The sequence below is a fragment of the Duganella lactea genome (genome assembly GCF_009857505.1).
In the GTDB taxonomy this organism is placed as follows: domain Bacteria; phylum Pseudomonadota; class Gammaproteobacteria; order Burkholderiales; family Burkholderiaceae_D; genus Rugamonas; species Rugamonas lactea.
This window is the reverse complement of the sequence record NZ_WWCP01000001.1, coordinates 410,873-432,735: the sequence shown is the minus strand read 5'-3', so window position 1 is coordinate 432,735 and position 21,863 is coordinate 410,873. Positions and strand designations below refer to the sequence as shown.

Sequence of the window (21,863 nt, the reverse complement as noted above, 5' to 3'; positions counted from 1 at the left end):
GAAAGCTTCGCTATCTCTAGCTTAGGACGGTGGACGGGCATTCAGTTTTGACCGAACTACTTGCGCGTCTTCTTCCTAGCCTTCGTAAGAGGAACGACGTTTTCTTCGCTGGTAGCCCTTCGTTGCGCTGGAGGCAATTCTGCGTTCAATTCCTCCGCTGTTAAGTTCTTTTTCTGGGCATTAGAAACCCAGCGGATAAACATTGCACGATGTCTCTGACACTCAAGCTGAAGACGTGCGTTCTCCGCTTCAAGGGTTTCGATTTTCTTCATCAAAGCCGCAACTTGAGGACTCCCAGGAAGAGGCGACTCTTCGCGATTTCGCAGAGCCTTTTGTCGATCTGAAAATGCGTGCGCGATGCGCTCATGGTTAGCGAGAGCTTGCCTCGTGTATTGCGTTGCAATCGATGCCTTGATGGCCGCGATCAACAAATCCCAAGTCAACTTCCCTTGCCACGTATCCAGAAGGTGTTCAATTACCTCAATAACGAGATCATCTATGATACGGCCTCTCGATTTAGCCACGGCTCTTTACCTTTTCCAATAATTTGTTCATGCGAGCAGGCATAGAGATTACCTTTGCTTCGCCCCGCATAGCTTCCGCTTGGTCTAGCCTGGATGCCGGTTTGATACCTGTAAGCTTGACCATTGAACCGTCCGGGATACTTGAGTCAGTCAAAATGGCAATCAGCTTCTTGGCATGATTGAGGGTTTGGCGCTGATGCGCTACCCATCGAGAAGCACCGTAAGCGGAGTCTCTCTCAGCGGCTTCGGCGTTGGCCAGCAATACCTCAGTTTCATCCTTGAAACGAATAAGATTTGCCAACTTCACTTGATCACCCTTAACACAAACAAGCTCATTGCAATTTAGACAGTCTAGATGAATCTGGCATGGCGACGAGGCATAGTCATGCATGCACATGCCATAGTCAGTAATGTGCGCGCTTTTGTACTGGAGGTTCCCAGTAGCCTCGTCTCGCCGTGAGATAACGCGAATCTTTCGAACATTTAAGTCGCCGCCGAATACATTCAAGTTAGATTGAGCAACAACGTCGCGTACTCGACTCACAATTTCTTCGCCAGAAACGTGATCATAAGCAGCATTCTGAAAAACATCCGCACGTCCCGACCACATGGCGATGTCAATCTGTGAAACGTTGTTCGACTGCGCTAACGTGTTCAGATAATGCCTCACTTGATGCGAATTAATGACAACAGGACTACCATCATCCTCAGTGAGGTTAAAGCGCTCAAATATGGTTTGAGCTACGCTACCACTTCCACCAATTCTGGAGGCGATTTGGTCAGAGGTAACGTAATCAATGAGACACTGGTAAGTTCCGAGGGTCGCATCTAACTCAAATCGTCGGCAGGTATACAGCGATTGGCTGAATCGCAAGTCGCCTTCCACATACGGGAAGGATTTTGGGAGCTTATTGATTATTGCCGCTTGAACGTCGCGGAATAAGTACAAGCCCGAACCCGGCTTGACTACTCGAACTTTTTCGCGTCCGCACCAAGCTTTGGCATTATGCTCGTTCACTTTTCCGTAAAGGATTGTACTAATCTCGGACAAGTCAATTTGGTCATTGCCGCGTAGGTATTCCAATGCATCCGGGAGATACACGTCGTTGGGATTGTCTTCGTACCACAACGCGATCTTTCGAGCCTCTTCTGAGGCTTTCGAAAGCATCGCTATAGCTCTTTGCGCCACTTCCACCATCGTCGGAACGATCCAACGGATCTCGTCTCTATATCCTTTAGATGGAGGTAAACGCAGGCCATAATGAGATACTTGGCTCAAATCTGGGGACTCAACTTCGCATCCCACCGCCAGCCTAACAGTCTCATTGATGCGTTGTGGGGCACAATGCAAAAGTGCGAGCGTGGCCCCGACGTATAATTCATCCGGTTCATTCGCGTGACAAAAGAGATGGGCCATAGCCTCAATTGCGCGAGGACTCGGCATTTTCTCAAGTCGGGCTTTTTCGGCCTCAGCCCCAACACGTGTTCCTGAATCACGATTACGGCTTATGCCCTTCCGCCACTGTACTCTGTACGAAACAAACTCATTTTCAATTAGAAAATCACTAATAGCCTGGAGTTCCGCTGCTACGTGCACGGCAACATCATGTGAATATCCGTCAATGATCAATGAGCGTGCATCATCGAGCAAATCATGGCTAATAAGTGTAACTTGCCCATTTAACCCGCGTCGAGTTAAAACCTCATCGATAGCACGGAGAGCAGTCAAGCGGTTGGCCCATGCTGTAGTAGGGCGTAGACTGAAGGAATACCTGAAATATGCCATTGCAAAGGAGCGGTAATTTTCCGACATCGCAGGGATTTCCGCTCCGGCTTTGGCAGCTGCATAACTTGAGAAAATTACGCGAACGTCCTTCTTGCGTCCTTTCAGATGGATCGAATCACTAACATTCCATACAGTATTATCGAACGATATATTTTTTCCAAACGTCACTAAATCATCTCTGCAACGTTGAATAAATAAATCAAGATTTTGCTTGGCGCTCAGATCTGCGCGGCGAGTAAAAACAAAAACGTTTTCATTACTCATCAGAATCACTCTTGGTAATGCCACTTTTTATCAGATTGCATTCACGAATAACACTTCGAATTGCAGATATAGTCAAGTCATTAATTGCAGCAACCCTGGGGCCGGAAGTCGTCAATAGCCGCTCACGTTCCTGCACCAGATGGTCGAGCAATTGTTCATGCGGTCCATCCAACCAAGCTTCAAAATTAAAACAAGTGTAACAAGCAAGAGGCGCACGGAATTTGCAGTCATACTTCGTTCCGCAACTGCCTACCCCACCTCTGGAATGCCGATAGTCGATAATTGTGCTCGATGGGTCTTCCGCTCGCGTAGCGTCCTCTGGACGGATCAGAATCGCCCCTAAAAAAGCACGTGCGATCGGCGCGAGGTCACCACCAATTTGCTCATCGAGCCGATTCGCAATTTCCGGTATCACAGCAACGTAGGCTCCAACGTTTTGTGTATCGCTGTGACCAAGAATCTCGGCGATAACGAGTTCCCCGAATCCCTCTTGAGCAGCACGTGTGCCTAACGTATCCCTAAACCGCCCAATTGCCAGATTCATTGGCTCCATAGTACGCGGGCTGATCGGTGCAATATCGGCTAGAGCTTCTCGAAACGCCCTAGATAAATCAGGAGAGTTCCAATGGCCATTAAACTGTGGATTTAGCTGCTCACGAACTCTATACTCAACCGGGGACGGAAAAAGCGCCGCCTCACTTTTAAGGGTTGGATTTTGGCTAATAACACGCTGGCTATAGCTCCATAATTTCTCACCGAACTGGATCGTCAAAGGACGAGATAAAAACGAATCCCGAATCAATTCGTCTCGCTGCTTGGCTTTCGGAATAAGAATTTCATAACTAACGTCGCCTTGGTCATCAACAGTTCTTATTAAATCTTTTACCTTAAGCGCACAGTATTGGGACACTCGCTGGCCAGTTAAAATTGCAAGCCAAACTAGATAATAAAATTGCTCCTCCAACTGTCGTGTAGCATATGCATTGTTCAGCTCGCTAATTAATTGTTGAAGCTCGTATTCAGTAAATGGGCCATCGACTGGATCAAGAGTTCTGACCGCTTCACCTTTGACATTCCCTTTTTTCTTCACCTTGGATAACAGCTTCACTGCATCTTCTGTCACGCCAGGGTAATCCATTTTTGACCAACGCGTGATAAGTGCGGATAGTTGACCAACTCTGCCGAGTGGATCATTGAGCGAATATTTTCCAATGAAGTTCGAAATATGCCACTGAGAAATTTCATGAATAGGATCTTTAGTAACCTCTGCGATCAAACTTGCCAATCGCGCAAAAGACCGAAATAGATTGATAGCATATGACGGCGAATTTCTTTCGAGCGCGTCAATTAGAACTCTCTTTAAATTAATTATTAAAGGCTCGACCTGAAATGGCAGTGAGGCGAAATTAATAGAGACTGGCGTAACCCCATCAATAAACGACCAATGGATATCTCTTGGATTGATACGACCGCCGCTTCTTAGAATAAGAATCGGAGGCAATTCTTCGCTTATATCTCTCCATTCATCTTTCTCCTGCGAAGAACTAGAAACTCGTGGCAACTCATCATCAAATTTCAAATTATTCTGAATCATTTATTTCCCATCGCATACATTACATCTTGCATTTTCGACATTGCCTCATAACCTAGTTCTTGGACAAATCGAACTGTGTAATTCTCGGCCATTTCAGACTCTTCGCTCCAACCCATAAAATAGTTCCGAGCCTTTTTCTCCTCCGCTGGATTCATCATCTTGGAAGCCACCTCCGAGAAACGGTCATTCCACGTATGTCTTAATATGTGAGCACTAATTGGAGCCAGTGCTGGAAAAGCATTTCTCAATGTTGAAAATAAATAATCTACCGAGTTTAAAGCTAATGGTGCGCCATCGTCGCTTACGATAACAAATGGATGTCGCCTCGCGGCGTCCAAATTATTTCGATCAACCAAATACTGCTTCAACAGCTCAACAAGGCTAGGCCCCATCGGTAGTATTCTCTCAGCCGTTTTGGCTTCAGGCTGACGTTTTCTAGGGTCTTCTGGGTCATCTGGGCGACGCGCAACGAATACCGTATTATCTTTAAAACTTATATCTTTTATTTTCAACCCTAAAAGCTCGCCTTTTCGAATCCCAAAACTAAGCAAGATCCTAATAATTAAGTTATTTCTCTTTCTAACGAACTCACCATTCCAAGGATTTCCAGGTGCAGCGGGGCCGACAACTTCGAGCAACAAAGACTCTTGTTTTTTAGTTATTCCTTTTTTTACCTTTTTGCTCGATTTCTTTGGTGTGCGCGCCTTGAGTGCTTTGATCACTTTCTCCGAAACCGTTTTGAATTCCATGCGATTCTCTGGAGTTTTCAACATAAATACGTAATCGGAAAACCAAGTGATATAAGCAGTTATATAAATCAGCCGACTTGCAGTCGTTCCATTTTTGACCGGCTTAGTGCCATATAAAACTTTACGTCGCAATTTTCCACCGATAGCTGAGACATTGCTATAGGTTTTTGTATTATCCGATTCGGGCAAGTCAGATTTAAAATATTTACATTGAGCGACGAGCGCTTCAACCTCACCGAGCGTGAGTAAATCATTATTTTTTGCCCGCTCCATTAAGTCGAAACCAGCATCGCTGATTGATTCATAGAGGAATTGAACAGCTCTAAGCGCTATGGTTAGAGTGTTGCGTTTGGCTCCTGTTGAGCGTAGAGCGAGAGAGAACGCTGTAGGCTCGTACAGCCCGACACCCGTTGTAGAGTCAATGAGCAATGGCATTTTTTCACCATTCCCCATATCAACCAGGCCAACCTCATACCGTGACATCATCTCGCCATTGTTTACAATATTGGCGACTAGGTTATATGTTGGCTCAAGGCGGTGTCAAGATAAAAGTGTAAACAATGAAAAACGCCTTGCAAATCAATGACTTGCAAGGCGTAGTTTACATCTACTATCTAACTGGGTCTCAGAACGGAATATCGTCATCCATATCCGAGAAGTTCGGCGCTGGACGTGGGGCCGGGCGTGGTGCCGGGGCCGGTGGCGCCATTTGTGGACGCGGGGCCGGAGCCTGACGCTGTGGCGGGGCTTCGTAGCCGCCGCCATCGTCCATGTTGTCGCCGCCGCCCATGCCGGCGCGACCGCCCAGCATTTGCATGTTTTCAGCGATGATGTCGGTGGCGTATTTTTCCACGCCGTCCTTGTCGGTGTATTTACGGGTCTGTAGACGGCCTTCGACGTAGACCGACGAGCCTTTTTTCAGGTACTGGCCGACGATTTCCGCCAGACGGCCGAAGAACGAAATACGGTGCCACTCGGTCAGCTCTTTCTGCTCGCCGGTGTTGCGGTCTTTCGATTTATACGACGTCGCCACCGCGATGTTGGCGATCGCATCACCGCTAGGCATGTAGCGAATTTCCGGATCGCGACCCAGGTTGCCGACGATGATGACTTTATTAACTGATGCCATTTTATTAAAACTCCAATGTGTTCGGCCAAACTAGAAGTTTAGCTCACTTTTGCCCTGATATCCCCGGATTTCGTTCGCAGCGTCTTGCGACGGCTCAAGCGTCGGCCTCGCCCGCCTGGTGGAACACCAGATCCTCGACCTTCTTGCCATTGCACAGGTGGTCTTCGATGATGCGGTCCATATTCTCCGGCGTGACGTTGTAATACCACGTGCCATCCGGCTGCACGCACATGACCGGGCCGCCCTTGCAGGCCGCGAAGCAGCTGACGCGGCTGCGCTTGACGCGCAACGGGCCTTCGTTCAGGCCGGCGGCCTTGAATTTGTCGCCCAGGCTGTCGAACAGCGCCTGCGAGGCGCCGTCCTGGCTGCAGCGTGGGCCGGTGCAGATCAGGATGTGACGGTGGTAGTTGCCGATTTTCGGCTTGACGACAGGTTCGGTCATGCCTCGCCCTCCTCGGTGGCGGCGGCCTCGGTCGCTTCCCACGGTTCTTCCAGCGTGGCGCGAATGTAGTCGGCCGGCAGGCGGTGACGCTCGGCCAGCAGTTCGACGCTGTCGCCGGCCGCATGTTCGGCCTGCAGCGTCTCCAGCCAGCCCAGCAGGCCGGTGGACAGCGAACGGCCGGCCTTCTCGCCCTCGCGCGTGGCGCCGCCCTCTTCCATGTCGTACTTGTTGGCGTAGCCGCGCGGCGTGACCATCAGGCCGTGGCGTACGAAGGTGTTGCTGTTGCCAATCAGGACGGTGCTGAGCATGCCGATGTCGGCGTCGGCCATCGAATCGAGCGTGGTGAAGACGATGTTCTGGCGACGACGATAGCCGCTCTTGACGATGGCCACCGGCGTATCCGGACGGCGGTGACGCAGGAACAGACGCTGCGCCTCAACGATCTGGCGCGTGCGGCGACCGCTTTTCGGGTTGTACAGCGCGACGACGAAATCGGCCATCGCCACCGCGTCCAGCCGGCGGGCGATGGTCGGCCATGGCGTCAGCAGGTCGGACAGCGAGATGGCGCAGAAGTCGTGCGTCAGCGGCGCGCCGACCAGCGCGGCGCAGCTGTTCAGCGCCGAGGCGCCGGGGACGATTTCAACCTGCACCGCGTCCTCCGGCGTCCAGCCGGCCTGGAACAGCACCTCGTAGGTCGGGCCGGCCATGCCGTAGACGCCGGCGTCGCCCGACGAGATCAGCGCCACCTTCTTGCCGGCGCGCGCCGCCTCCAATGCGCTGACGGCGCGGTCCAGTTCTTCGGTCATCGATTTGCGGATGATCTCCTTGCCTTCGATGAGGTCCGCCACCAGCTTGATGTAAGTGACGTAGCCGATCACCACGTCCGATTCGGCGATGGCGTCGCGCGCGCGCTGCGTCATGTGTTCAACGCTGCCGGGGCCGATCCCGACCAGCATGATTTTTCCTGCTCCACTCATGGTGTTTTCCTTGCGATGGAGACGGTGGCGTTGCGGCCATCGGCTCCTTTGAGTTTATGTTTTTCGACGACCAGCGCGGTCATCGGCGTATTCGGTCCTGCTGCCAGCAGCGCCGCCGCTTCGCTCACCGATGGCGTGCCGGTGTACTTGCGCACGGTCTCGGATGGATGCGGTACTTCGACCGCGGCCAATTGCTCCGCTTCGTAGAAGTGCAGCGGCCAGCCGTTTTCCTCGGCCAGCGCGAGCAGCGCCACTTCGTCCTTCTTCAACGTGATGCTGGCGGCGGCGATCACCTGGTCGGCGCGCGCGCCGGCCAAGGTCAGTGCGGCTTGCAGCGCTTCGCGCACCGTCTCCAGCAGCACGCCGCGGTCGCAGCCTAGTCCCACGGTGAATTGATCGCTCATGCTTCCACTGGCGGGCGATAGACCACCAGGCGCTCTTTGAGCGTATCCCAGCGATCGGCCGGCACGTCGGCATGCGTCACCCACAGCAGCGCGGCGTAGCGGTCCAGCGGCACATCATCAAAGCGCGTGAAGCGGTGGATATTCTCCGGCAGCGGCGTCGGACGCGTCCACCAATCCGGGCTGCCGGCTTCCTGCACGAAGGCGATCGGTTCGCCGTTGACCACATGCGCGGACACGCGCGTGATGTTGATCTTCGGCGCCTCTACCTTCCAACCGAGGTGGCGTCCCAGAATATCGACCGGAATCGTGCGGCCGACGTCCGACGCGGTGGTCAGCACCGGCGCGGCGCCCAGCAGGTCTGCCACGCGTTCGCTCCATTCATTGGCGCCGCCAACGTGACCGGACAGCACCGGAATCACGTACTGGCCGGCGTCATCGACCACGATGATGCCTGGGTCTTCGTCCTTGCTGCGCAGGTGCGGCGCGATCAGGCGCACCACGGCGCCCAGCGAGACGAAAAAGATGATCTGGTCATAGCCAGCGAACAGCGGCCCGATCTCGTCGCGCAGCGCGCCGTCATAGGCGCGCACGGTGTTGCTGGCTTCCGCGAAGGTGGCGGCGAATTTGGCCGAGGTGCAGATGTCCGCTTCCGGCAGATCGGCTGCCAGGCGCGCGGCCTGCGCTGCGCCGTGCTTGGTGATGGCGACCAGGCATACGCGCGGCGCCGGCTGATTGGTGATGGTGCTCATGCGGTCTCCAGGGAGAGAGGTTGTGGGCCGTCCTTGCGCAGGCAGCCCTTGATGCGTTCACCGCGAATGCGGTGCGCGTGTTTGATGATCAGCAGCGACAGGTAACTGACCTTGGTACCGCGCAGTGCCAGAATGTCGTCGCCGCTGTAACGGCGTTCGTCCGGCGCGCCGACGCGTTCAATGAAGTGGGCGCCGGCCAGCAGGTCACGGCGTTCCATCCAGTTGATCAGGTCATCGAGAATGGGCTTCACTTTCATTAGCACCAGCGTGTCGAAGTCCGGCAGCAGGCGGTCGACCGCGCTGACGCCATAAGCGGCGGGCACGATGGCGACCGTGTCGTCCTGTTCGGAAAACGGCACCGGCACTTGCGCGCACGCCGCCGTGAATGAGTTGACGCCGGCGATGATCCGCACCGGCACCTGTTCATCAATGGCGCTGACGGTGCGCGCGAGGTGGCCGAAGGTGGCGTAGGTGCTGGCGTCGCCTTCCACCAGGAACAGCACGTCGCGGCCTTCGCGCAGCCATGGCAGCACGGTATCCGCCGCCTTCAGCCATGCGCGGCCCAGCTTCTCGCCGTCATGCGTCATGGGGAACAGCAGTTGCGTGTGATGCTCCGGCGGGGTGACGCCGGCGCGCTGCACGATGTCGAAGGCGTAGCTTGGCGTCTTGCCGCTGCGCGCCGGATAGACCCAGATGGTGTCGCGGCGTTGCAGCGCTTCCCATGCGGCGCGCGTAATCAGGCCAGGGTCGCCGGGGCCGAGCGAGATGCCCCACAGGGTGCCCGGCTTAGTCATTGTTGATCTCCCGGCGCGCGCAGACGATCCATACCGGATTCTCGGCGGCCATGCGATGCATATGCAGTATCGGCTTGCTGCGCGCCGCTTGCAGTTGCAGCACGTCCCAGCTGACGCCTTCCATCGATTGCAGCGTGGCCGTGGCGGTGGCCAGGTTTTCCAGCGTGACGAAGTTCATCACCAGCGTGCCGTTCGGGCGCAGGCGCTTGATGATGCCGTCGATGAGCCCCGCCAGTTCGCCGCCGGAGCCGCCGATGAATACCGCATCCGGATCGGGCCACGCGTCCAGCCCTTCCGGCGCTTTGCCGAGATACAGGCTGTAATTGCTGATGCCGAAGGCGGCGTGATTCTGGCCGGCGATGGCGTAGTCGGCCTCGTTCTTTTCGGTGGCGTAGACGTGGCCTTGCGGGCAAAGACGCGCGGCCTCCAGGCCCACCGAGCCGGAACCGGCGCCGATGTCCCACACCACGCTGTCCGCGCGCAGCTGCATGCGCGCCAGGCTGACGGCGCGTACTTCCTGTTTGGTGATCAGGCCCTTCTCAGGCTGGCGTTGCACGAATTCGGCGTCGGCCAAGCCAAAGCGCACCGGGCGCGTGGCTGGCGTAACGCGCCACAGCAGCACGACGTTCAGCGCGGCGAATTTCATCCCGGCCGCTTCTTGTGACGTGAGTTCGGCCAGCACGCGCTCTTCCGGCTGCAGCAGGTTTTCCGCCACCGCCATCAGGAAATCGTCACCCAGACCTTCGGCCAGCAGCAGGCGCGCGATGCGGTCCGGCGAGTTGTCCGGGCTGGTCAGGATCAGCAGGCGTGCGTGCTGGCGCGCGGCTTGCGCCAGTGCGTACATGCCATGCGTTGGCGTGGCGCCGCGTTGCCATTCGCCGGCATCCTTCGCATGCACGGATACGATGCGTGCGTCCTGCCATGCAAGGCCGATGCGCGCGCACGCCAGTTGCAACGTGGACAGGTTGGGCAAGATGTCCAGCGCTTCCACGCACAGGTGCTGCGCCAGATACGGGGCGATGCCGTGGCAGAGCGGGTCGCCGGTGGCCAGCACCACGCAAGCCAGGTTGTCGGCGCGCGCGGCGCGTACCCACTCGGGCACTTCTTTCAGCTTGCCGGTCAGGTCGTGGCGCACGGCGCCCGCTTTGAACTCGCGTTCCAGCAGCGCCAGCGTGCGTGCGCCGCCGATGATGACGTCCGCGTTGCGCAGCAGCGCCAGCGCGGTGCCGCTCAAGCTGGCGATGCCGTCATCGAGCACACCGATCACGCGACAGGGATTGGGGTCTTTGATTTCCATTCTAGGCTTCCGGTAAATGATCGATGCCGATGCGGCCGGCGCTGGCGGGACGTTCGTGCGGCTCGGCGGGAGCCGACCAGACGTCGGCCACCTGCACGCCGCTGAAGTCGCACACCAGCACGCGCAGTTGGAACTTGCGGCCGTAGCGGTCCGGCGCGGTCAGCGTGTCGATGGCGGCTTGCGCCAGTGCGTGGTGGAAGGCGTCGCCAAGGCCACGCTCCACCATCAGCTCAGCGCCAAAGCGCGCGGTTTCGGCGGCGGCCATGGCGGCGCAGTCCTCTTCGGTGGCGCCAATGCGGCGGCCGATTTCCGCCACCAGGTCGGTATCGACTTCGCTGCGGTTGGCGTGGGTGATGGTTTCGCCTTGCGCGATCTTGGTCAGCTTACCGACCATCACCGCCATCACCACCAGTTGGATGCCCTGCGCCACCACTTCATCCAGCGCGTAGCGCAGGAAGTCGCCCATCTGCACGAAGCAGGCGGCAGGCAGCTCCGGGCGCTCGGCGCGCAGCGTGGTCATGGCGAAGGTTTCGGTGCGGCCGCCGGTGGTCAACGCCACCAGATTGTGGCCCGAGGTGGACGCCACCTGAATGCCCTGCACCACGCTGGCGCGCCAGGCGGCTGTCGAATACGGCTTGACGATGCCGGTGGTGCCGAGGATGCTGATGCCGCCCAGGATGCCGAGGCGCGCGTTGGTGGTCTTCTTCGCCATCACCTGGCCATCCGGCACGCTGATGGTGACTTCGATGCCGTGCTGCGCCAGCAGTTCCGGCGCGGCTTCGCGCAGGTTGTCGGCGATGTTCTTGCGCGGGACGGGATTGATGGCCGGCCCGCCGACCTCCAGGCCAAGGCCTTTCATGGTGACGGTGCCGACACCGTCGCCCGCCACGTACACTACTTCGCCGGCTTGGCCTGGCAGCAGGCGCAGATCCACGGTCATGTGGGCGCCGTCGGTGCAGTCAGGGTCGTCGCCGGCGAATTTGATGACCATGGCGTGGGCATGGTCCTTGTCGCATTGGCCGTCATGGATGGCGAACGTGATCCGGCTGCCGTTGGGCAGCAGGCTTTCGATTTCTTCCGGCACGCGGCCATGGACGAGTCCCAGCACCGCGGCGCGCGCGGCGGCGGCGGCACAGGCGCCGGTGGTGAAACCGGTACGGGTGCCTTTTTCGGCAGCCGTTTTTTCTTTCATGGCTGGGCCTTTTGACGAGCTTCGGCCATCGACAGCAAGGCGTGCACCGTGGCGACTACCAGCGTGGAGCCGCCTTTGCGGCCACGGATGACGATCCATGGCACGTCGTTCAATTCGGCCACCAGGTCTTTGGATTCGGCGGCGGAGACGAAGCCCACCGGCATGCCGACCACCAGCGCCGGCTTGGCGCCCTCTTCGCGGATCAGGCGTACCAGCTCGATCAGTGCGGTGGGCGCGTTGCCGATGCCGACGATGGCGCCGTTCAGCAGGCCTTTGCGGTGGGCTTTGCGCATCGCTTGCACGGCGCGGGTGGTGTCTTCGACTTTGGCGGTTTCGATGACGTCGGCGTCGCTGATGAACTGGTGGGTCTTCATGCCGAAGTGGCCCAGGCGTGGTTGCGACAGCCCGGAGCAAATCATTTCGACGTCGGCCACCACGGGTGTGCCGCCTTTCAGCATTGCCTGGATGCCGGCTTCCACCGCGTCTGCATGGAAGTCGGTCAGGCCGTTGAAGTCGAAGTCGGCGTTGGCGTGGATCATGCGACGCACGATGGGCCATTGGGCTTCCGTGTAGGCGTGCGGGCCAACTTCGGCGTCGATGATGGCGAAGCTGTCGTGCTCAATGACCTGGCCTGCACGCGTGAGTTGTTCGGTGACGGTGTTCACGGTGCTCATGCTGGCTGGCCTTTCGCGTGGTCGTGATCATGGTCGTGTGCATGATCGTGGCCGTGTGCGTGGCCGTGTGCGTGGTCATGTGCATGATCATGGCCATGCGCGGCTTCGGCTGGGGCGTGTGCGTGATCATGCGTGTGGGCGTGCGAGTGGCCATGCCCCATGTCATGCGCGATTTCGCGGTAGCTGCAACCATCGCATGGCAGGCGGCTATCCTGCACGCCGGCGCGCAGGTCTTCCACGCGCTGGTCCATCAGCTCGAAGATTTCTTTCTCAAAGCCGAAATGATCGCCGCAGGCAAAGCGAATCTGCGGGTACTGGGTGCGCAGATGCTCCACCTGGCGGTGAATGCGCTGCATCAGCGTGCCGGTGTACAGGTAGTAAGGCAGCACGACGATCTGGCGCATGCCCAGCAGAACATGGCGCTGCACGACCTTCTCCAAACGCGGCCAGGTGATGCCGGTGAACGCCAGGTCGACCAGCTCATGATCGCCCTCCTCCATCAGCCAGCGCGCCATCTTGGCCATCTCGCCATTGGCGCCGCGATCCGACGAGCCACGGCCCAGCACCACCACGCCGGTGGTGGTTGGGTCGGGCATGTCCAACGTATTCATCAACTTGCGCAGGCGACGCTTGAGGATCGCCAGAATCGGATCGCAGGCCGTCAGGTGCGGCGCCAGCAGAATTTCCGTTTGCGGACATGCGGCGCGCGCCTGCTCGATCGCCTCGGGGATTTCCATCTTCACGTGGCCGGCCGCGTTCAGAATCAGCGGCACCACCAGCACGCGGCTGGACGTTTGCGCAGCTTTCAGCAAGGCGGCGTTCATTTCCGGCGGCGCGAATTCGATAAAGCACAACTCAATGCGCCAGTCAGGGCGACGCGCACGCCATTGCTCGGTGAATTCGCGGATCTCCTGATTGCCGGAATCCTCGCGGGAACCGTGGCCGACGATCAGGATGGTGTCGAAATTAGCTGGGTTCATGCGGTCGCCTTTCTGAAACGATGGGTAAATGTTGGGTCATACAATTTGGAACGCGCCAGGGTTTCCCAGTGCAGCGCGCCCAGCGTGGGGCTGGCGACAATCATCGCCTGGCTTGCGATGCCGGCCTCCCGGCATTGCTGTTTGATGTCGGCCAGCGTGCCGCGAACGATCTTCTGCTCCCCCGGCCAACTGGCCTTGTGCACCACCATCATCGGCGCGTCTTCCGGCCAGCCGGCGGTGCGCAACGCGGTTTCCACCTTGTGCATCAGGGTAATCGACAGGAAGATGCAAATCGTGGTGCGGTGCGCGGCCAGGCTGGCGAGGTCTTCGCCCTCCGGCATCGGCGTGCGGCCTTCAACGCGCGTGAGGATCACGGTTTGCGTCACTTCCGGCAGCGTCATGGATTCGCCGGCGGCGGCCATCGAGGCCATGGCGGACGAAACGCCCGGCACCACGGCCCATTCGATGCCGGCGTCGGTCAGCGGGCGCGCGAGTTCAATCAGCGCGCCGTACAGCGATGGGTCACCGGTTTGCAGGCGCACCACGGTGGCGTGACGGCTGGCCTGATCGATCAGCCAGGCGGTCATGTCTTCCAGCGTCATGTCCTTGGAATCGCGGATGGCGCAGCCGGGCGGCGCGTACAGCGTGACGGCGTGGTCGACCAGCGAACCGGCGAACAGCACGGCGCCGGCCTGGGACAGCAACTTCTGCCCTTTGACGGTGATGAGTTCCGGGTCGCCGGGACCGGCGCCGACGAACCAGATTTTTCCGAGGGTGGTCATACGGTGCTTACTCCTGATTGTTTGAGTGCGCGCAGCTGGTCGAGCAGCGCGTCGATGCTGCGCGGTGCATGGCCGGCTGGCAGCACGCCGAGGGCGACCAGTTCCGCGTGCAGCGCCAATGCGGCGGGCGGGCGTTGGCCGGCGACGCGCAGGGTGTCGGCTTGCGCGGCCAGTTGCTGCGCGGGGCCGGAGGCGATGCAGCGGCCGGCGGACATGATGTGAATATCGTCCGCCCAACGCAGCGCGAAGTCGATGTCGTGCGTGGACAACACGATCGTGACGCCGCGCGCGGCGAGGCGGTCCAACAGTGCGGTGAGTTCTGCCTGCATCGGTGCGTCCAGCCCGGCCATGGGCTCGTCCAGCAGCAGCACCTCCGGCTCCATGGCGAGGACGCCGGCGATGCAAACGCGCTTCTTTTGGCCGAAGCTCAGTTGGTGGACCGCGCGACGGCCGTGATCGCGCAAGCCTACCGCATCCAGTGCGGTGGCAACACGCTGGCGCACCTCGTCGTCGGGCAGCCCGAGGTTGAGCGGACCGAAGGAAACGTCTTCTTCGACCAGCGCGGAGAACAGTTGTCGGTCCGGATTCTGGAACACGAGGCCGACGCGGCTACGCAGCGTGGTGAGGCCCTTGCGGCTGTAGTCAAACGGCTGACCATCGTAGTGCAGTGTGCCGGCACCCGGGCGCAGCAAACCGTTGAGGTGCTGCAGCACGGTGGTTTTTCCGGCGCCGTTCTCACCCAGCAGAGCGTAGCGACGGCCGCGTTGCAGCACCAAGCTGCACTCCTGCAGGCCGATGCTGCCGTCGGGATAAGTGTGGCCGACGGCGCGCAGTTCGAGGAGCGCGCTCACAGGCGGTCTCCCACCGCGATCGCCAGCATCACGCAGCCGGCCAACGCGGCGATGACTTGCTGGCGCTGCGCTTGCGGGTAAATGGCAGGCAGGAAGCGCAGCGTGCCTTGGTAGACGCGGGCATCGGCGGCGGTTTGCAGCGCGGCCGCGCGTTGCCAGACCTGGACTGCCATCTGGCCGGCCAGCAGGCCGGTGGAGCGCCATGCCTGGCGCCAGTTGCGGTAACCGAGACGCGCGGTTTGGGCGGTGATGCTTTCGTCCCAGGCCTGACGCAGCACGAACAGCATGCGGTAGCAGAGCACCATCAAGTCCAGCAGGAGTTCCGGCGTGCGCAGACGGCGCAGCAAGGCCAGAAGATGCGGCAGCGGCGTGGTGAGGACGAGGCCCAGCAGCGCGGCCAGCATGGCCAGCGAACGCAGGGCGGTGTGCTGGATGGTCGGCAGCATGGTGGTGGTCCAGTGCCAATGGCCGTTTTCGTCGGGACCGAACAACATGGTCAGGCAGGAGAGCAGCAGGAAGCCAAGCGGCGGCAGGGCGATGGCGATGTAGCTGCGCAGCGGGACGCGGGCGGCCAGCAAGGCGGTCAGCATCAGCATGGCGATCAGCGCGGCCAATGCGGCCGGGCTTTGGGCCAGCCAGGACGCGACGATGCCGGCGACCGCGAACAGCGCCTTAGCCGACGGCGCGACATCGCGCCAGCGGCTCGCATATGCCGCCGTCTCAATCAGCACGTTGGTCCTGTGCGGCTAATACTTCGCGGCGGGCTCGCTCGCGGGCGACCGAGATGCCGAGCCAGAAGCCGATCACGCCGGCGCCGATGGCGGCTTGCAGCGCGAACAGCAGCGAGGCGATTTCTGCGCTGGCCGGCTCAAACACCGGCTTAAACCAGGGCTGGTAGCCGGGCGCGATGTCGCCGATGGCCTGCTGCGCGCGCGCGTCGGCGCCTCCGAAGGCTTCCGGCGCTTCGGCGCCCGGCGCGGCGGGTGGCGCGCTAACCAGCAGCAGCGGCAGCACGGAGATCAACACCACCGCAAGCGCCAGCATCCAGTTACGTATTTTCATGCGGCCTCCTTGCGCGCGCCGATCGCCATCACCGGCAACGCACGCAGTTCGTGCGCATTGAAACGCACCATGGCGTTCACCACCAGCACCGTCAGCAAGCCTTCGCTGATCGCAATCGGCACCTGCGTCAACGCGAAGATGCCGGCAAACTTGGCAAACGACACGCTAAAGCCGCCCACCGCCGCCGGAAACGCCAACGCCAGCTGCACGGAAGTCGTCACATACGTCGCCAGATCCCCAAGGCTCGCCGCCAGAAACACCGACACGGAACGCGACAAGCCCAAGCCCGCAGCCGCGCGCAACACGCCATACGATACAAAGGGGCCGACAATCGCCATCGAAAACACGTTCGCGCCGAGCGTGGTCAAACCGCCGTGCGCCATCAACAGCGCCTGGAACAGCAGCACCACAAAGCCCACCGGCACCATGGCGGCGGGGCCGAACAAGGCCGCGCCCAAGCCCACCCCGGTGGGATGCGAACAACTGCCCGTCACCGACGGCAGTTTTAAAGCGGACAGCAGAAACGCGAACGCCGCCGCCACGCCCAGCAGCATGCGCCGTTCAGGATGGACGCGCAGGTCGCGACCGATGGAGCGCAAGCCCCAGGCCAGAAAAGGCAAGGAAGCGGCGGCCCACCCCATTGCATGCACGGGCGGCAAAAAGCCTTCCATGATGTGCATTCGAAACCTCCCGTCGAATGGTCTATACGGACATCAGGCGGGCGAGAAGAAGGACGGTCGACGGGAGAAGATGCAGAGAGCCGGTCGACAGCGGCTTCCCCAACCCGGGAATGATGCTGACTCTTTGGGCCGGTATTCTGGCTCGCCTTCATCCTTCTCCGTGTCTTCCCGCGATTTTTCGCAGTGACGTGATGACGGAGTTGTCTGGCTTACAGCAGCGGGGGCTGCACCGGAATTGAACCGGTTTCCCGTTTAACGCCATCCCTGAAGGATTCGGCGCACCCAAGGATCGCATCTTACACTAGCCCCAAATGCGTGCCAAGCCGGTATCATGTGTCTTGTAACGTAAAAAAGGATAGGTATGACGGCGCTGGGTAAAGTGTATTTGATCGGAGCGGGACCGGGAGCAGTGGACCTGATCACCATGCGCGGGGCGCGTCTGCTGGGCGAGGCCGAAGTGGTGCTGTACGACGCGCTGGTCACGCCGGAGATGCTGGCCCTGTGTGCGCAGGCGACGCTGATTTCGGTCGGCAAGCGCTCCGGCCAGCGCTCGACCGCGCAAACCGTCATCAATCAGCAACTGGTCGAATGCGCCAGGCGCTATCAGCGGGTGGTGCGCCTCAAAGGGGGCGACCCGATGCTGTTCGGCCGCGCCGACGAGGAGCTGCGCGCGCTGGAGGCGGAGGGCATCGAGGTCGAAGTCGTCCCCGGCGTCACCACCGCGCTGGCGGCGGCGGCGGCCACCAAGCAGCCGCTGACCCGTCGCGGCATCGCGCGCAGCGTTGCCTTTTTCACCTCCAGCACCGCGCCCGGCGAGCCGGATCATCCCGCGCTGCCGGCAACCGACACCCTGGTGCAGTACATGGGCGGGCGCGAAGCCGCCGCCACCGCCGCGCGCCTGCTGGCCGAAGGCCGCCGTCCGGACTTGCCGGTGGTGGTGGTGGAAAACTGCAGCCGCGCCGACCAGCGCATTGTGCGTTTGACACTGACCGGCCTGGCCAACGGCCTGGATGACGCCCAGGGCCCGGTGCTGGTGATGATCGGTGAAGCATTGCAGCAACGCCCGCAACAGGCGAGTTGAAGCGGCGCAAGAAAATACTGGTATTATATACAGTGTAGCGCGCCGTCTGCACGATCCATCCAGCGTCCGGCGCGGGAATTCAAACCCGGCTATAGTGTCGGGTTGACTCTAAAGGCCAAAAAATCCCATGGAACAGATCCGCATTCGCGGCGCACGCACGCACAACCTGAAAAACATCAATCTTGACCTGCCACGCAACAAGCTGATTGTGATCACCGGCCTGTCCGGCTCCGGCAAGTCGTCGCTGGCGTTCGACACGCTGTACGCCGAGGGCCAGCGCCGCTATGTGGAATCGCTGTCGGCCTACGCCCGCCAGTTCCTGCAGCTGATGGAAAAGCCGGATGTGGACCTGATCGAGGGCCTGTCGCCGGCGATTTCGATCGAGCAGAAAGCCACCTCGCACAATCCGCGTTCGACGGTCGGCACCGTGACCGAGATTCACGACTATCTGCGTCTGCTGTACGCGCGCGTCGGCACGCCCTACTGCATCAACCACCCGGACCAGGCGCTGGCCGCGCAGACCGTGTCGCAGATGGTGGACGCGGTGCTGGCCCTGCCGGCCGACACCAAGCTGATGATCCTGGCGCCGGTGGTGGCCAACCGCAAGGGCGAGCACGTCGATCTGTTCGAGGCGATGCAGGCGCAGGGCTTCGTGCGCTTCCGCGTGCAAAGCGGCACGCACGAGGCAAAAATCTACGAAGTGGATGACCTGCCGAAGCTGAAGAAAACCGAGAAGCACACCATCGATGTGGTGATCGACCGTATCAAGGTCAGCGCCGACATCAAGCAGCGCCTGGCCGAGAGCTTCGAGACCGCGCTGCGCCTCGCCGATGGCCGCGCCGTGGCGCTGGAAATGGACAGCGGCACGGAACACGTCTACTCCAACAAGTTCGCCTGCAACACCTGCGGCTACTCGCTGCAGGAGCTGGAGCCGCGCCTGTTCTCGTTCAATAACCCGATGGGCGCGTGCCCGGAGTGCGATGGCCTGGGCCATATCGAATTCTTCGATCCGAAGCGCATCGTCGCCTTCCCGAATTTATCCTTGGCCTCCGGCGCGGTGAAGGGGTGGGATCGCCGCAACCAGTTCTACTTCTCAATGCTGTCCAACCTGGCGGCCTTCTACGAGTTCGATCTGGACCTGCCGTTTGAAAAACTGCCGAAGGCGGCGCAGGACGCGGTGCTGCACGGCTCCGGCAAAACCACGATCCCGTTCACCTACATCAATGAGCGTGGCCGCACCGTGGTCAAGGAACATACCTTTGAGGGTGTGGTCAACAACCTGGCGCGCCGCTACCGCGAAACCGATTCGATGGCGGTGAAAGAGGAACTGGCGAAGTTCATCAATGAGAAAAAGTGCCCGTCGTGCGAGGGCGCGCGCCTGCGCGTGGAGGCGCGCTACGTCAAGGTCGGCAGCGGCAAGCAGGAACGGGCGATCTACGAGATCGCCGAAAAGCCGCTGCGCGAAACGCTGTCCTTCTTCGAGCAACTGAAGCTGAAGGGCGCGAAGAAGGAAATCGCCGACCGCGTGGTGAAGGAAATCATCTCGCGCCTGCAGTTCCTCAACAACGTGGGCCTGGACTACCTGTCGCTGGACCGCAGCGCCGACACGCTGTCGGGCGGCGAGGCGCAGCGTATCCGCCTGGCGTCGCAGATCGGCTCCGGCCTGACCGGCGTGATGTACGTGCTGGATGAACCGTCGATCGGCCTGCACCAGCGCGACAACGACCGCCTGATCGACACGCTGAAGCACCTGCGCGACATCGGTAACAGCGTGCTGGTGGTGGAGCACGACGAAGACGCGATCCGCACCGCCGACTATGTGGTCGACATGGGACCGGGCGCCGGCGTGCATGGCGGCGAAGTGATCGCCGCCGGCTCGCTGAAGGACATCATGAAGAACAAGAAGTCGCTGACCGCGCAGTACCTGAGCGGCGCGCGCAAGATCGACGTGCCGAAGCAGCGCCATGTCGCCGATCCGGACAAGCAGCTGGTGATCACCGGCGCCACCGGCAACAACCTGAAAAAAGTCAGCCTGCAACTGCCAGTCGGCCTGATGACCTGCGTGACCGGCGTTTCCGGGTCCGGCAAATCGACGCTGATCAACGACACGCTGTTCCCGGCGCTATCGCGCCACCTGTACGGTTCGCAGACCGAGCCGGCGCCGCATGACGCCATCTCCGGCCTGGAACACTTCGACAAGGTGATCTCGGTCGACCAGGCGCCGATCGGCCGCACGCCGCGCTCCAATCCCGCGACCTACACCGGTTTGTTCACGCCGATCCGCGAACTGTTCGCCACCGTGCCGACCGCGAAGGAACGCGGTTACAGCGCCGGGCGATTCTCGTTCAACGTCAAGGGCGGCCGCTGCGAAGCCTGCCAGGGCGACGGCGTGCTGAAAGTGGAAATGCACTTTCTGCCGGACGTCTACGTGCCGTGCGACGTCTGCCACGGCAAGCGCTATAACCGCGAAACGCTGGAAGTGCAGTACAAGGGCAAGAACATCACCGAAATCCTCGACATGACGGTCGAAGACGCGCACGAGTTCTTCAAGCCGGTACCGCTGATCGCGCGCAAGCTGCATACGCTGCTCGACGTGGGCCTTGGCTACATCAAGCTGGGCCAGAGCGCGACCACGCTGTCGGGCGGCGAGGCGCAGCGCGTCAAGCTGTCGCTGGAGCTGTCCAAGCGCGACACCGGCCGCACGCTGTACATCCTGGACGAGCCGACCACCGGCCTGCACTTCCACGATATCGACCTGTTGCTGAAGGTGATCCACCGCCTGCGCGACCAGGGCAACACCCTGGTCATCATCGAGCACAATCTGGATGTGATCAAGACCGCCGACTGGATCGTCGATCTGGGACCGGAAGGCGGCGCCGGCGGCGGCCGGATCATCGCCACCGGCTCGCCGGAGGAAGTGGCGGCCAATACCGCCAGCGTCACCGGCAAATACCTGGTGCCGCTGTTGAAGTAACTGCGAACTCGCCATGAAATTCAACAAGAAACGCTTGCTGCCATTGGGCGTCTGTTTATTAGCCTTCGCCATGGTGGCGCTGATGGCGGACAAGCAGTGGTCTCAAAAGCAGCAGCAGATCGACTTGATCACCGAGTTCTATCAGGACCATCTGTCACGGCCGGACCAGCGGCAAGCCAGCCAGGTGCCGGCGGGAAGCTTCTACTCGAAAGGGCTGGAAGAACTGGTCGACGCCAACAGCCAGCTATGCTACGCGCTGTCGCGCGGTGACGATATCTGCGGCTATGGCGCCGACGGCGACGTGTTCCTCGATACGCAGGAGGTGCCGCCCAGCCTGGACTTCGAGCGCTCCGGCTTCAAGGTCGAGCGGATGGACGAGAACACGGTGGAGGCGAGCTTCAACGTCTATCCGGACATGGGCCCGGCCTACGAACGCCAGATCCGCTATTCGCTGGTGTTTGAGGAGGACAAGGGCTGGCGCGTGGACGACATGCACTTCTCGCAAGGCCGCTCGATGCGCGAGGAACTGCAGCAGGAAAACGACGCGGTACTGGCCCGCGCGCGCGACCTGGCCGATACGGCGGGCTGGGTCTTCAACTATCTGGGCAGCGAGGATATGCTGGACCGCGCCATGCGCTTCATCGATTTCCCTTTGCAGGTATGCGATCAATACGGTGTGTGCGCCGCATTGAAGCGCGATGATCCGCGCTTGTTGCAGGCGCTGGACATGCTGGCCGACCGCAATCCGGACCTGGGCACGCTGCCGAAGTCCGGTGAAATCCAGGCGGCCGATGGCAAGGTGGTTGGCATCGGGCCGCTGGACTTCACTTTCCGCAATCGCGCGTGGTGGGTGACGAAGATAGACCTGCGGAGATAAG

General features: G+C 60.1%; 22 protein-coding genes and 1 riboswitch. Of the genes, 3 read left to right on the top strand and 19 right to left on the bottom strand.

Going from position 1 to position 21,863, the window contains the following annotated elements:
• Positions 1 to 56 precede the first annotated feature (56 nt).
• The 19 genes from GTP44_RS02090 to GTP44_RS02000 form a co-directional block, all read right to left on the bottom strand.
• Positions 57 to 524, bottom strand: a complete 468-nt coding sequence (locus GTP44_RS02090; protein WP_161018097.1) for a hypothetical protein — start codon at positions 522 to 524, stop codon at positions 57 to 59.
• Positions 517 to 2,574, bottom strand: coding sequence for a hypothetical protein (locus GTP44_RS02085; RefSeq protein WP_161018096.1), 2,058 nt, complete (start codon positions 2,572 to 2,574; stop codon positions 517 to 519). The genes GTP44_RS02090 and GTP44_RS02085 overlap by 8 nt, the downstream gene beginning before the upstream one ends.
• Complete coding sequence (locus tag GTP44_RS02080; RefSeq protein WP_161018095.1) at positions 2,567 to 4,168, bottom strand: site-specific integrase; 1,602 nt, start codon at positions 4,166 to 4,168, stop codon at positions 2,567 to 2,569. Before GTP44_RS02080 ends, GTP44_RS02085 begins: the two co-directional genes overlap by 8 nt.
• Positions 4,165 to 5,403 carry a tyrosine-type recombinase/integrase gene (locus tag GTP44_RS02075; protein WP_161018094.1) on the bottom strand — a complete coding sequence of 413 codons (1,239 nt, stop codon included), beginning with the start codon at positions 5,401 to 5,403 and terminating at the stop codon, positions 4,165 to 4,167. The genes GTP44_RS02080 and GTP44_RS02075 overlap by 4 nt, the downstream gene beginning before the upstream one ends.
• Positions 5,404 to 5,542: 139 nt before the next feature.
• Positions 5,543 to 6,046: a single-stranded DNA-binding protein gene (gene ssb / locus GTP44_RS02070; RefSeq protein ID WP_161018093.1), complete on the bottom strand. Its 504-nt coding sequence runs from the start codon at positions 6,044 to 6,046 to the stop codon at positions 5,543 to 5,545.
• Positions 6,047 to 6,140: 94 nt separating this feature from the next.
• Positions 6,141 to 6,488, bottom strand: coding sequence for a (2Fe-2S) ferredoxin domain-containing protein (locus GTP44_RS02065; protein ID WP_161018092.1), 348 nt, complete (start codon positions 6,486 to 6,488; stop codon positions 6,141 to 6,143).
• Positions 6,485 to 7,465 (bottom strand): precorrin-3B C(17)-methyltransferase, encoded by a 981-nt coding sequence (gene cobJ / locus GTP44_RS02060; protein WP_161018091.1) that lies wholly within the window; start codon positions 7,463 to 7,465, stop codon positions 6,485 to 6,487. The genes GTP44_RS02065 and cobJ overlap by 4 nt, the downstream gene beginning before the upstream one ends.
• Entirely contained in the window at positions 7,462 to 7,869 is a 408-nt protein-coding gene (locus GTP44_RS02055; RefSeq protein ID WP_161018090.1) for a cobalamin biosynthesis protein, read from the bottom strand. Before GTP44_RS02055 ends, cobJ begins: the two co-directional genes overlap by 4 nt.
• Positions 7,866 to 8,618, bottom strand: coding sequence for a cobalamin biosynthesis central domain-containing protein (locus tag GTP44_RS02050; RefSeq protein ID WP_202412598.1), 753 nt, complete (start codon positions 8,616 to 8,618; stop codon positions 7,866 to 7,868). The genes GTP44_RS02055 and GTP44_RS02050 overlap by 4 nt, the downstream gene beginning before the upstream one ends.
• On the bottom strand, positions 8,615 to 9,412 hold the full coding sequence (cobI, locus tag GTP44_RS02045; RefSeq protein WP_161018089.1) for a precorrin-2 C(20)-methyltransferase: 798 nt from the start codon (positions 9,410 to 9,412) through the stop codon (positions 8,615 to 8,617). The genes GTP44_RS02050 and cobI overlap by 4 nt, the downstream gene beginning before the upstream one ends.
• The gene (gene cbiE / locus GTP44_RS02040) at positions 9,405 to 10,709 is read right to left on the bottom strand and encodes a precorrin-6y C5,15-methyltransferase (decarboxylating) subunit CbiE (protein WP_161018088.1); all 1,305 of its coding nucleotides are present in this window, start codon (positions 10,707 to 10,709) and stop codon (positions 9,405 to 9,407) included. The genes cobI and cbiE overlap by 8 nt, the downstream gene beginning before the upstream one ends.
• A gap of 1 nt (position 10,710) precedes the next feature.
• The gene (locus GTP44_RS02035; protein ID WP_161018087.1) at positions 10,711 to 11,901 is read right to left on the bottom strand and encodes a cobalt-precorrin-5B (C(1))-methyltransferase; all 1,191 of its coding nucleotides are present in this window, start codon (positions 11,899 to 11,901) and stop codon (positions 10,711 to 10,713) included.
• Positions 11,898 to 12,575, bottom strand: coding sequence for a precorrin-8X methylmutase (locus GTP44_RS02030; RefSeq protein WP_161018086.1), 678 nt, complete (start codon positions 12,573 to 12,575; stop codon positions 11,898 to 11,900). Before GTP44_RS02030 ends, GTP44_RS02035 begins: the two co-directional genes overlap by 4 nt.
• Positions 12,572 to 13,555 carry a sirohydrochlorin chelatase gene (locus GTP44_RS02025; protein ID WP_161018085.1) on the bottom strand — a complete coding sequence of 328 codons (984 nt, stop codon included), beginning with the start codon at positions 13,553 to 13,555 and terminating at the stop codon, positions 12,572 to 12,574. The genes GTP44_RS02030 and GTP44_RS02025 overlap by 4 nt, the downstream gene beginning before the upstream one ends.
• On the bottom strand, positions 13,552 to 14,337 hold the full coding sequence (cobM, locus tag GTP44_RS02020; RefSeq protein WP_160988250.1) for a precorrin-4 C(11)-methyltransferase: 786 nt from the start codon (positions 14,335 to 14,337) through the stop codon (positions 13,552 to 13,554). The genes GTP44_RS02025 and cobM overlap by 4 nt, the downstream gene beginning before the upstream one ends.
• Positions 14,334 to 15,188, bottom strand: coding sequence for an energy-coupling factor ABC transporter ATP-binding protein (locus tag GTP44_RS02015; protein WP_161018084.1), 855 nt, complete (start codon positions 15,186 to 15,188; stop codon positions 14,334 to 14,336). The genes cobM and GTP44_RS02015 overlap by 4 nt, the downstream gene beginning before the upstream one ends.
• The gene (cbiQ, locus tag GTP44_RS02010) at positions 15,185 to 15,919 is read right to left on the bottom strand and encodes a cobalt ECF transporter T component CbiQ (RefSeq protein WP_161018083.1); all 735 of its coding nucleotides are present in this window, start codon (positions 15,917 to 15,919) and stop codon (positions 15,185 to 15,187) included. The genes GTP44_RS02015 and cbiQ overlap by 4 nt, the downstream gene beginning before the upstream one ends.
• Positions 15,909 to 16,250: an energy-coupling factor ABC transporter substrate-binding protein gene (locus GTP44_RS02005; protein WP_161018082.1), complete on the bottom strand. Its 342-nt coding sequence runs from the start codon at positions 16,248 to 16,250 to the stop codon at positions 15,909 to 15,911. Before GTP44_RS02005 ends, cbiQ begins: the two co-directional genes overlap by 11 nt.
• Positions 16,247 to 16,930 carry an energy-coupling factor ABC transporter permease gene (locus GTP44_RS02000; protein ID WP_161018081.1) on the bottom strand — a complete coding sequence of 228 codons (684 nt, stop codon included), beginning with the start codon at positions 16,928 to 16,930 and terminating at the stop codon, positions 16,247 to 16,249. Before GTP44_RS02000 ends, GTP44_RS02005 begins: the two co-directional genes overlap by 4 nt.
• 110 nt (positions 16,931 to 17,040) lie before the next feature.
• Positions 17,041 to 17,231: riboswitch (cobalamin riboswitch) on the bottom strand.
• A gap of 60 nt (positions 17,232 to 17,291) precedes the next feature.
• Here GTP44_RS02000 and cobA point away from each other — a divergent pair.
• The 3 genes from cobA to GTP44_RS01985 all read left to right on the top strand — a co-directional run bounded on the left by cobA (position 17,292) and on the right by GTP44_RS01985 (position 21,862).
• Positions 17,292 to 18,011, top strand: coding sequence for a uroporphyrinogen-III C-methyltransferase (cobA, locus tag GTP44_RS01995; protein ID WP_160988255.1), 720 nt, complete (start codon positions 17,292 to 17,294; stop codon positions 18,009 to 18,011).
• Positions 18,012 to 18,138: 127 nt separating this feature from the next.
• Positions 18,139 to 20,985, top strand: coding sequence for an excinuclease ABC subunit UvrA (gene uvrA / locus GTP44_RS01990; protein WP_160988256.1), 2,847 nt, complete (start codon positions 18,139 to 18,141; stop codon positions 20,983 to 20,985).
• 13 nt (positions 20,986 to 20,998) lie between these two features.
• Positions 20,999 to 21,862, top strand: a complete 864-nt coding sequence (locus GTP44_RS01985) for a hypothetical protein (protein ID WP_161018080.1) — start codon at positions 20,999 to 21,001, stop codon at positions 21,860 to 21,862.
• Position 21,863: the final 1 nt, after the last annotated feature.

Excerpts from the sequence above, each read along its gene's own strand:
- cobM (WP_160988250.1), bottom strand. The coding sequence starts at position 14,337 with ATGACCACCCTCGGAAAAATCTGGTTCGTCGGCGCCGGTCCCGGCGAC.
- GTP44_RS01985 (WP_161018080.1), top strand. The coding sequence starts at position 20,999 with ATGAAATTCAACAAGAAACGCTTGCTGCCATTGGGCGTCTGTTTATTA.
- uvrA (WP_160988256.1), top strand. The coding sequence starts at position 18,139 with ATGGAACAGATCCGCATTCGCGGCGCACGCACGCACAACCTGAAAAAC.
- cbiE (WP_161018088.1), bottom strand. The coding sequence starts at position 10,709 with ATGGAAATCAAAGACCCCAATCCCTGTCGCGTGATCGGTGTGCTCGAT.
- cobI (WP_161018089.1), bottom strand. The coding sequence starts at position 9,412 with ATGACTAAGCCGGGCACCCTGTGGGGCATCTCGCTCGGCCCCGGCGAC.
- GTP44_RS02075 (WP_161018094.1), bottom strand. The coding sequence starts at position 5,403 with ATGATGTCACGGTATGAGGTTGGCCTGGTTGATATGGGGAATGGTGAA.
- GTP44_RS02050 (WP_202412598.1), bottom strand. The coding sequence starts at position 8,618 with ATGAGCACCATCACCAATCAGCCGGCGCCGCGCGTATGCCTGGTCGCC.
- GTP44_RS02080 (WP_161018095.1), bottom strand. The coding sequence starts at position 4,168 with ATGATTCAGAATAATTTGAAATTTGATGATGAGTTGCCACGAGTTTCT.
- cobJ (WP_161018091.1), bottom strand. The coding sequence starts at position 7,465 with ATGAGTGGAGCAGGAAAAATCATGCTGGTCGGGATCGGCCCCGGCAGC.
- GTP44_RS02000 (WP_161018081.1), bottom strand. The coding sequence starts at position 16,930 with ATGCACATCATGGAAGGCTTTTTGCCGCCCGTGCATGCAATGGGGTGG.
- cobA (WP_160988255.1), top strand. The coding sequence starts at position 17,292 with ATGACGGCGCTGGGTAAAGTGTATTTGATCGGAGCGGGACCGGGAGCA.
- GTP44_RS02085 (WP_161018096.1), bottom strand. The coding sequence starts at position 2,574 with ATGAGTAATGAAAACGTTTTTGTTTTTACTCGCCGCGCAGATCTGAGC.
- GTP44_RS02005 (WP_161018082.1), bottom strand. The coding sequence starts at position 16,250 with ATGAAAATACGTAACTGGATGCTGGCGCTTGCGGTGGTGTTGATCTCC.
- GTP44_RS02035 (WP_161018087.1), bottom strand. The coding sequence starts at position 11,901 with ATGAAAGAAAAAACGGCTGCCGAAAAAGGCACCCGTACCGGTTTCACC.
- ssb (WP_161018093.1), bottom strand. The coding sequence starts at position 6,046 with ATGGCATCAGTTAATAAAGTCATCATCGTCGGCAACCTGGGTCGCGAT.
- GTP44_RS02030 (WP_161018086.1), bottom strand. The coding sequence starts at position 12,575 with ATGAGCACCGTGAACACCGTCACCGAACAACTCACGCGTGCAGGCCAG.
- GTP44_RS02055 (WP_161018090.1), bottom strand. The coding sequence starts at position 7,869 with ATGAGCGATCAATTCACCGTGGGACTAGGCTGCGACCGCGGCGTGCTG.
- GTP44_RS02065 (WP_161018092.1), bottom strand. The coding sequence starts at position 6,488 with ATGACCGAACCTGTCGTCAAGCCGAAAATCGGCAACTACCACCGTCAC.
- GTP44_RS02025 (WP_161018085.1), bottom strand. The coding sequence starts at position 13,555 with ATGAACCCAGCTAATTTCGACACCATCCTGATCGTCGGCCACGGTTCC.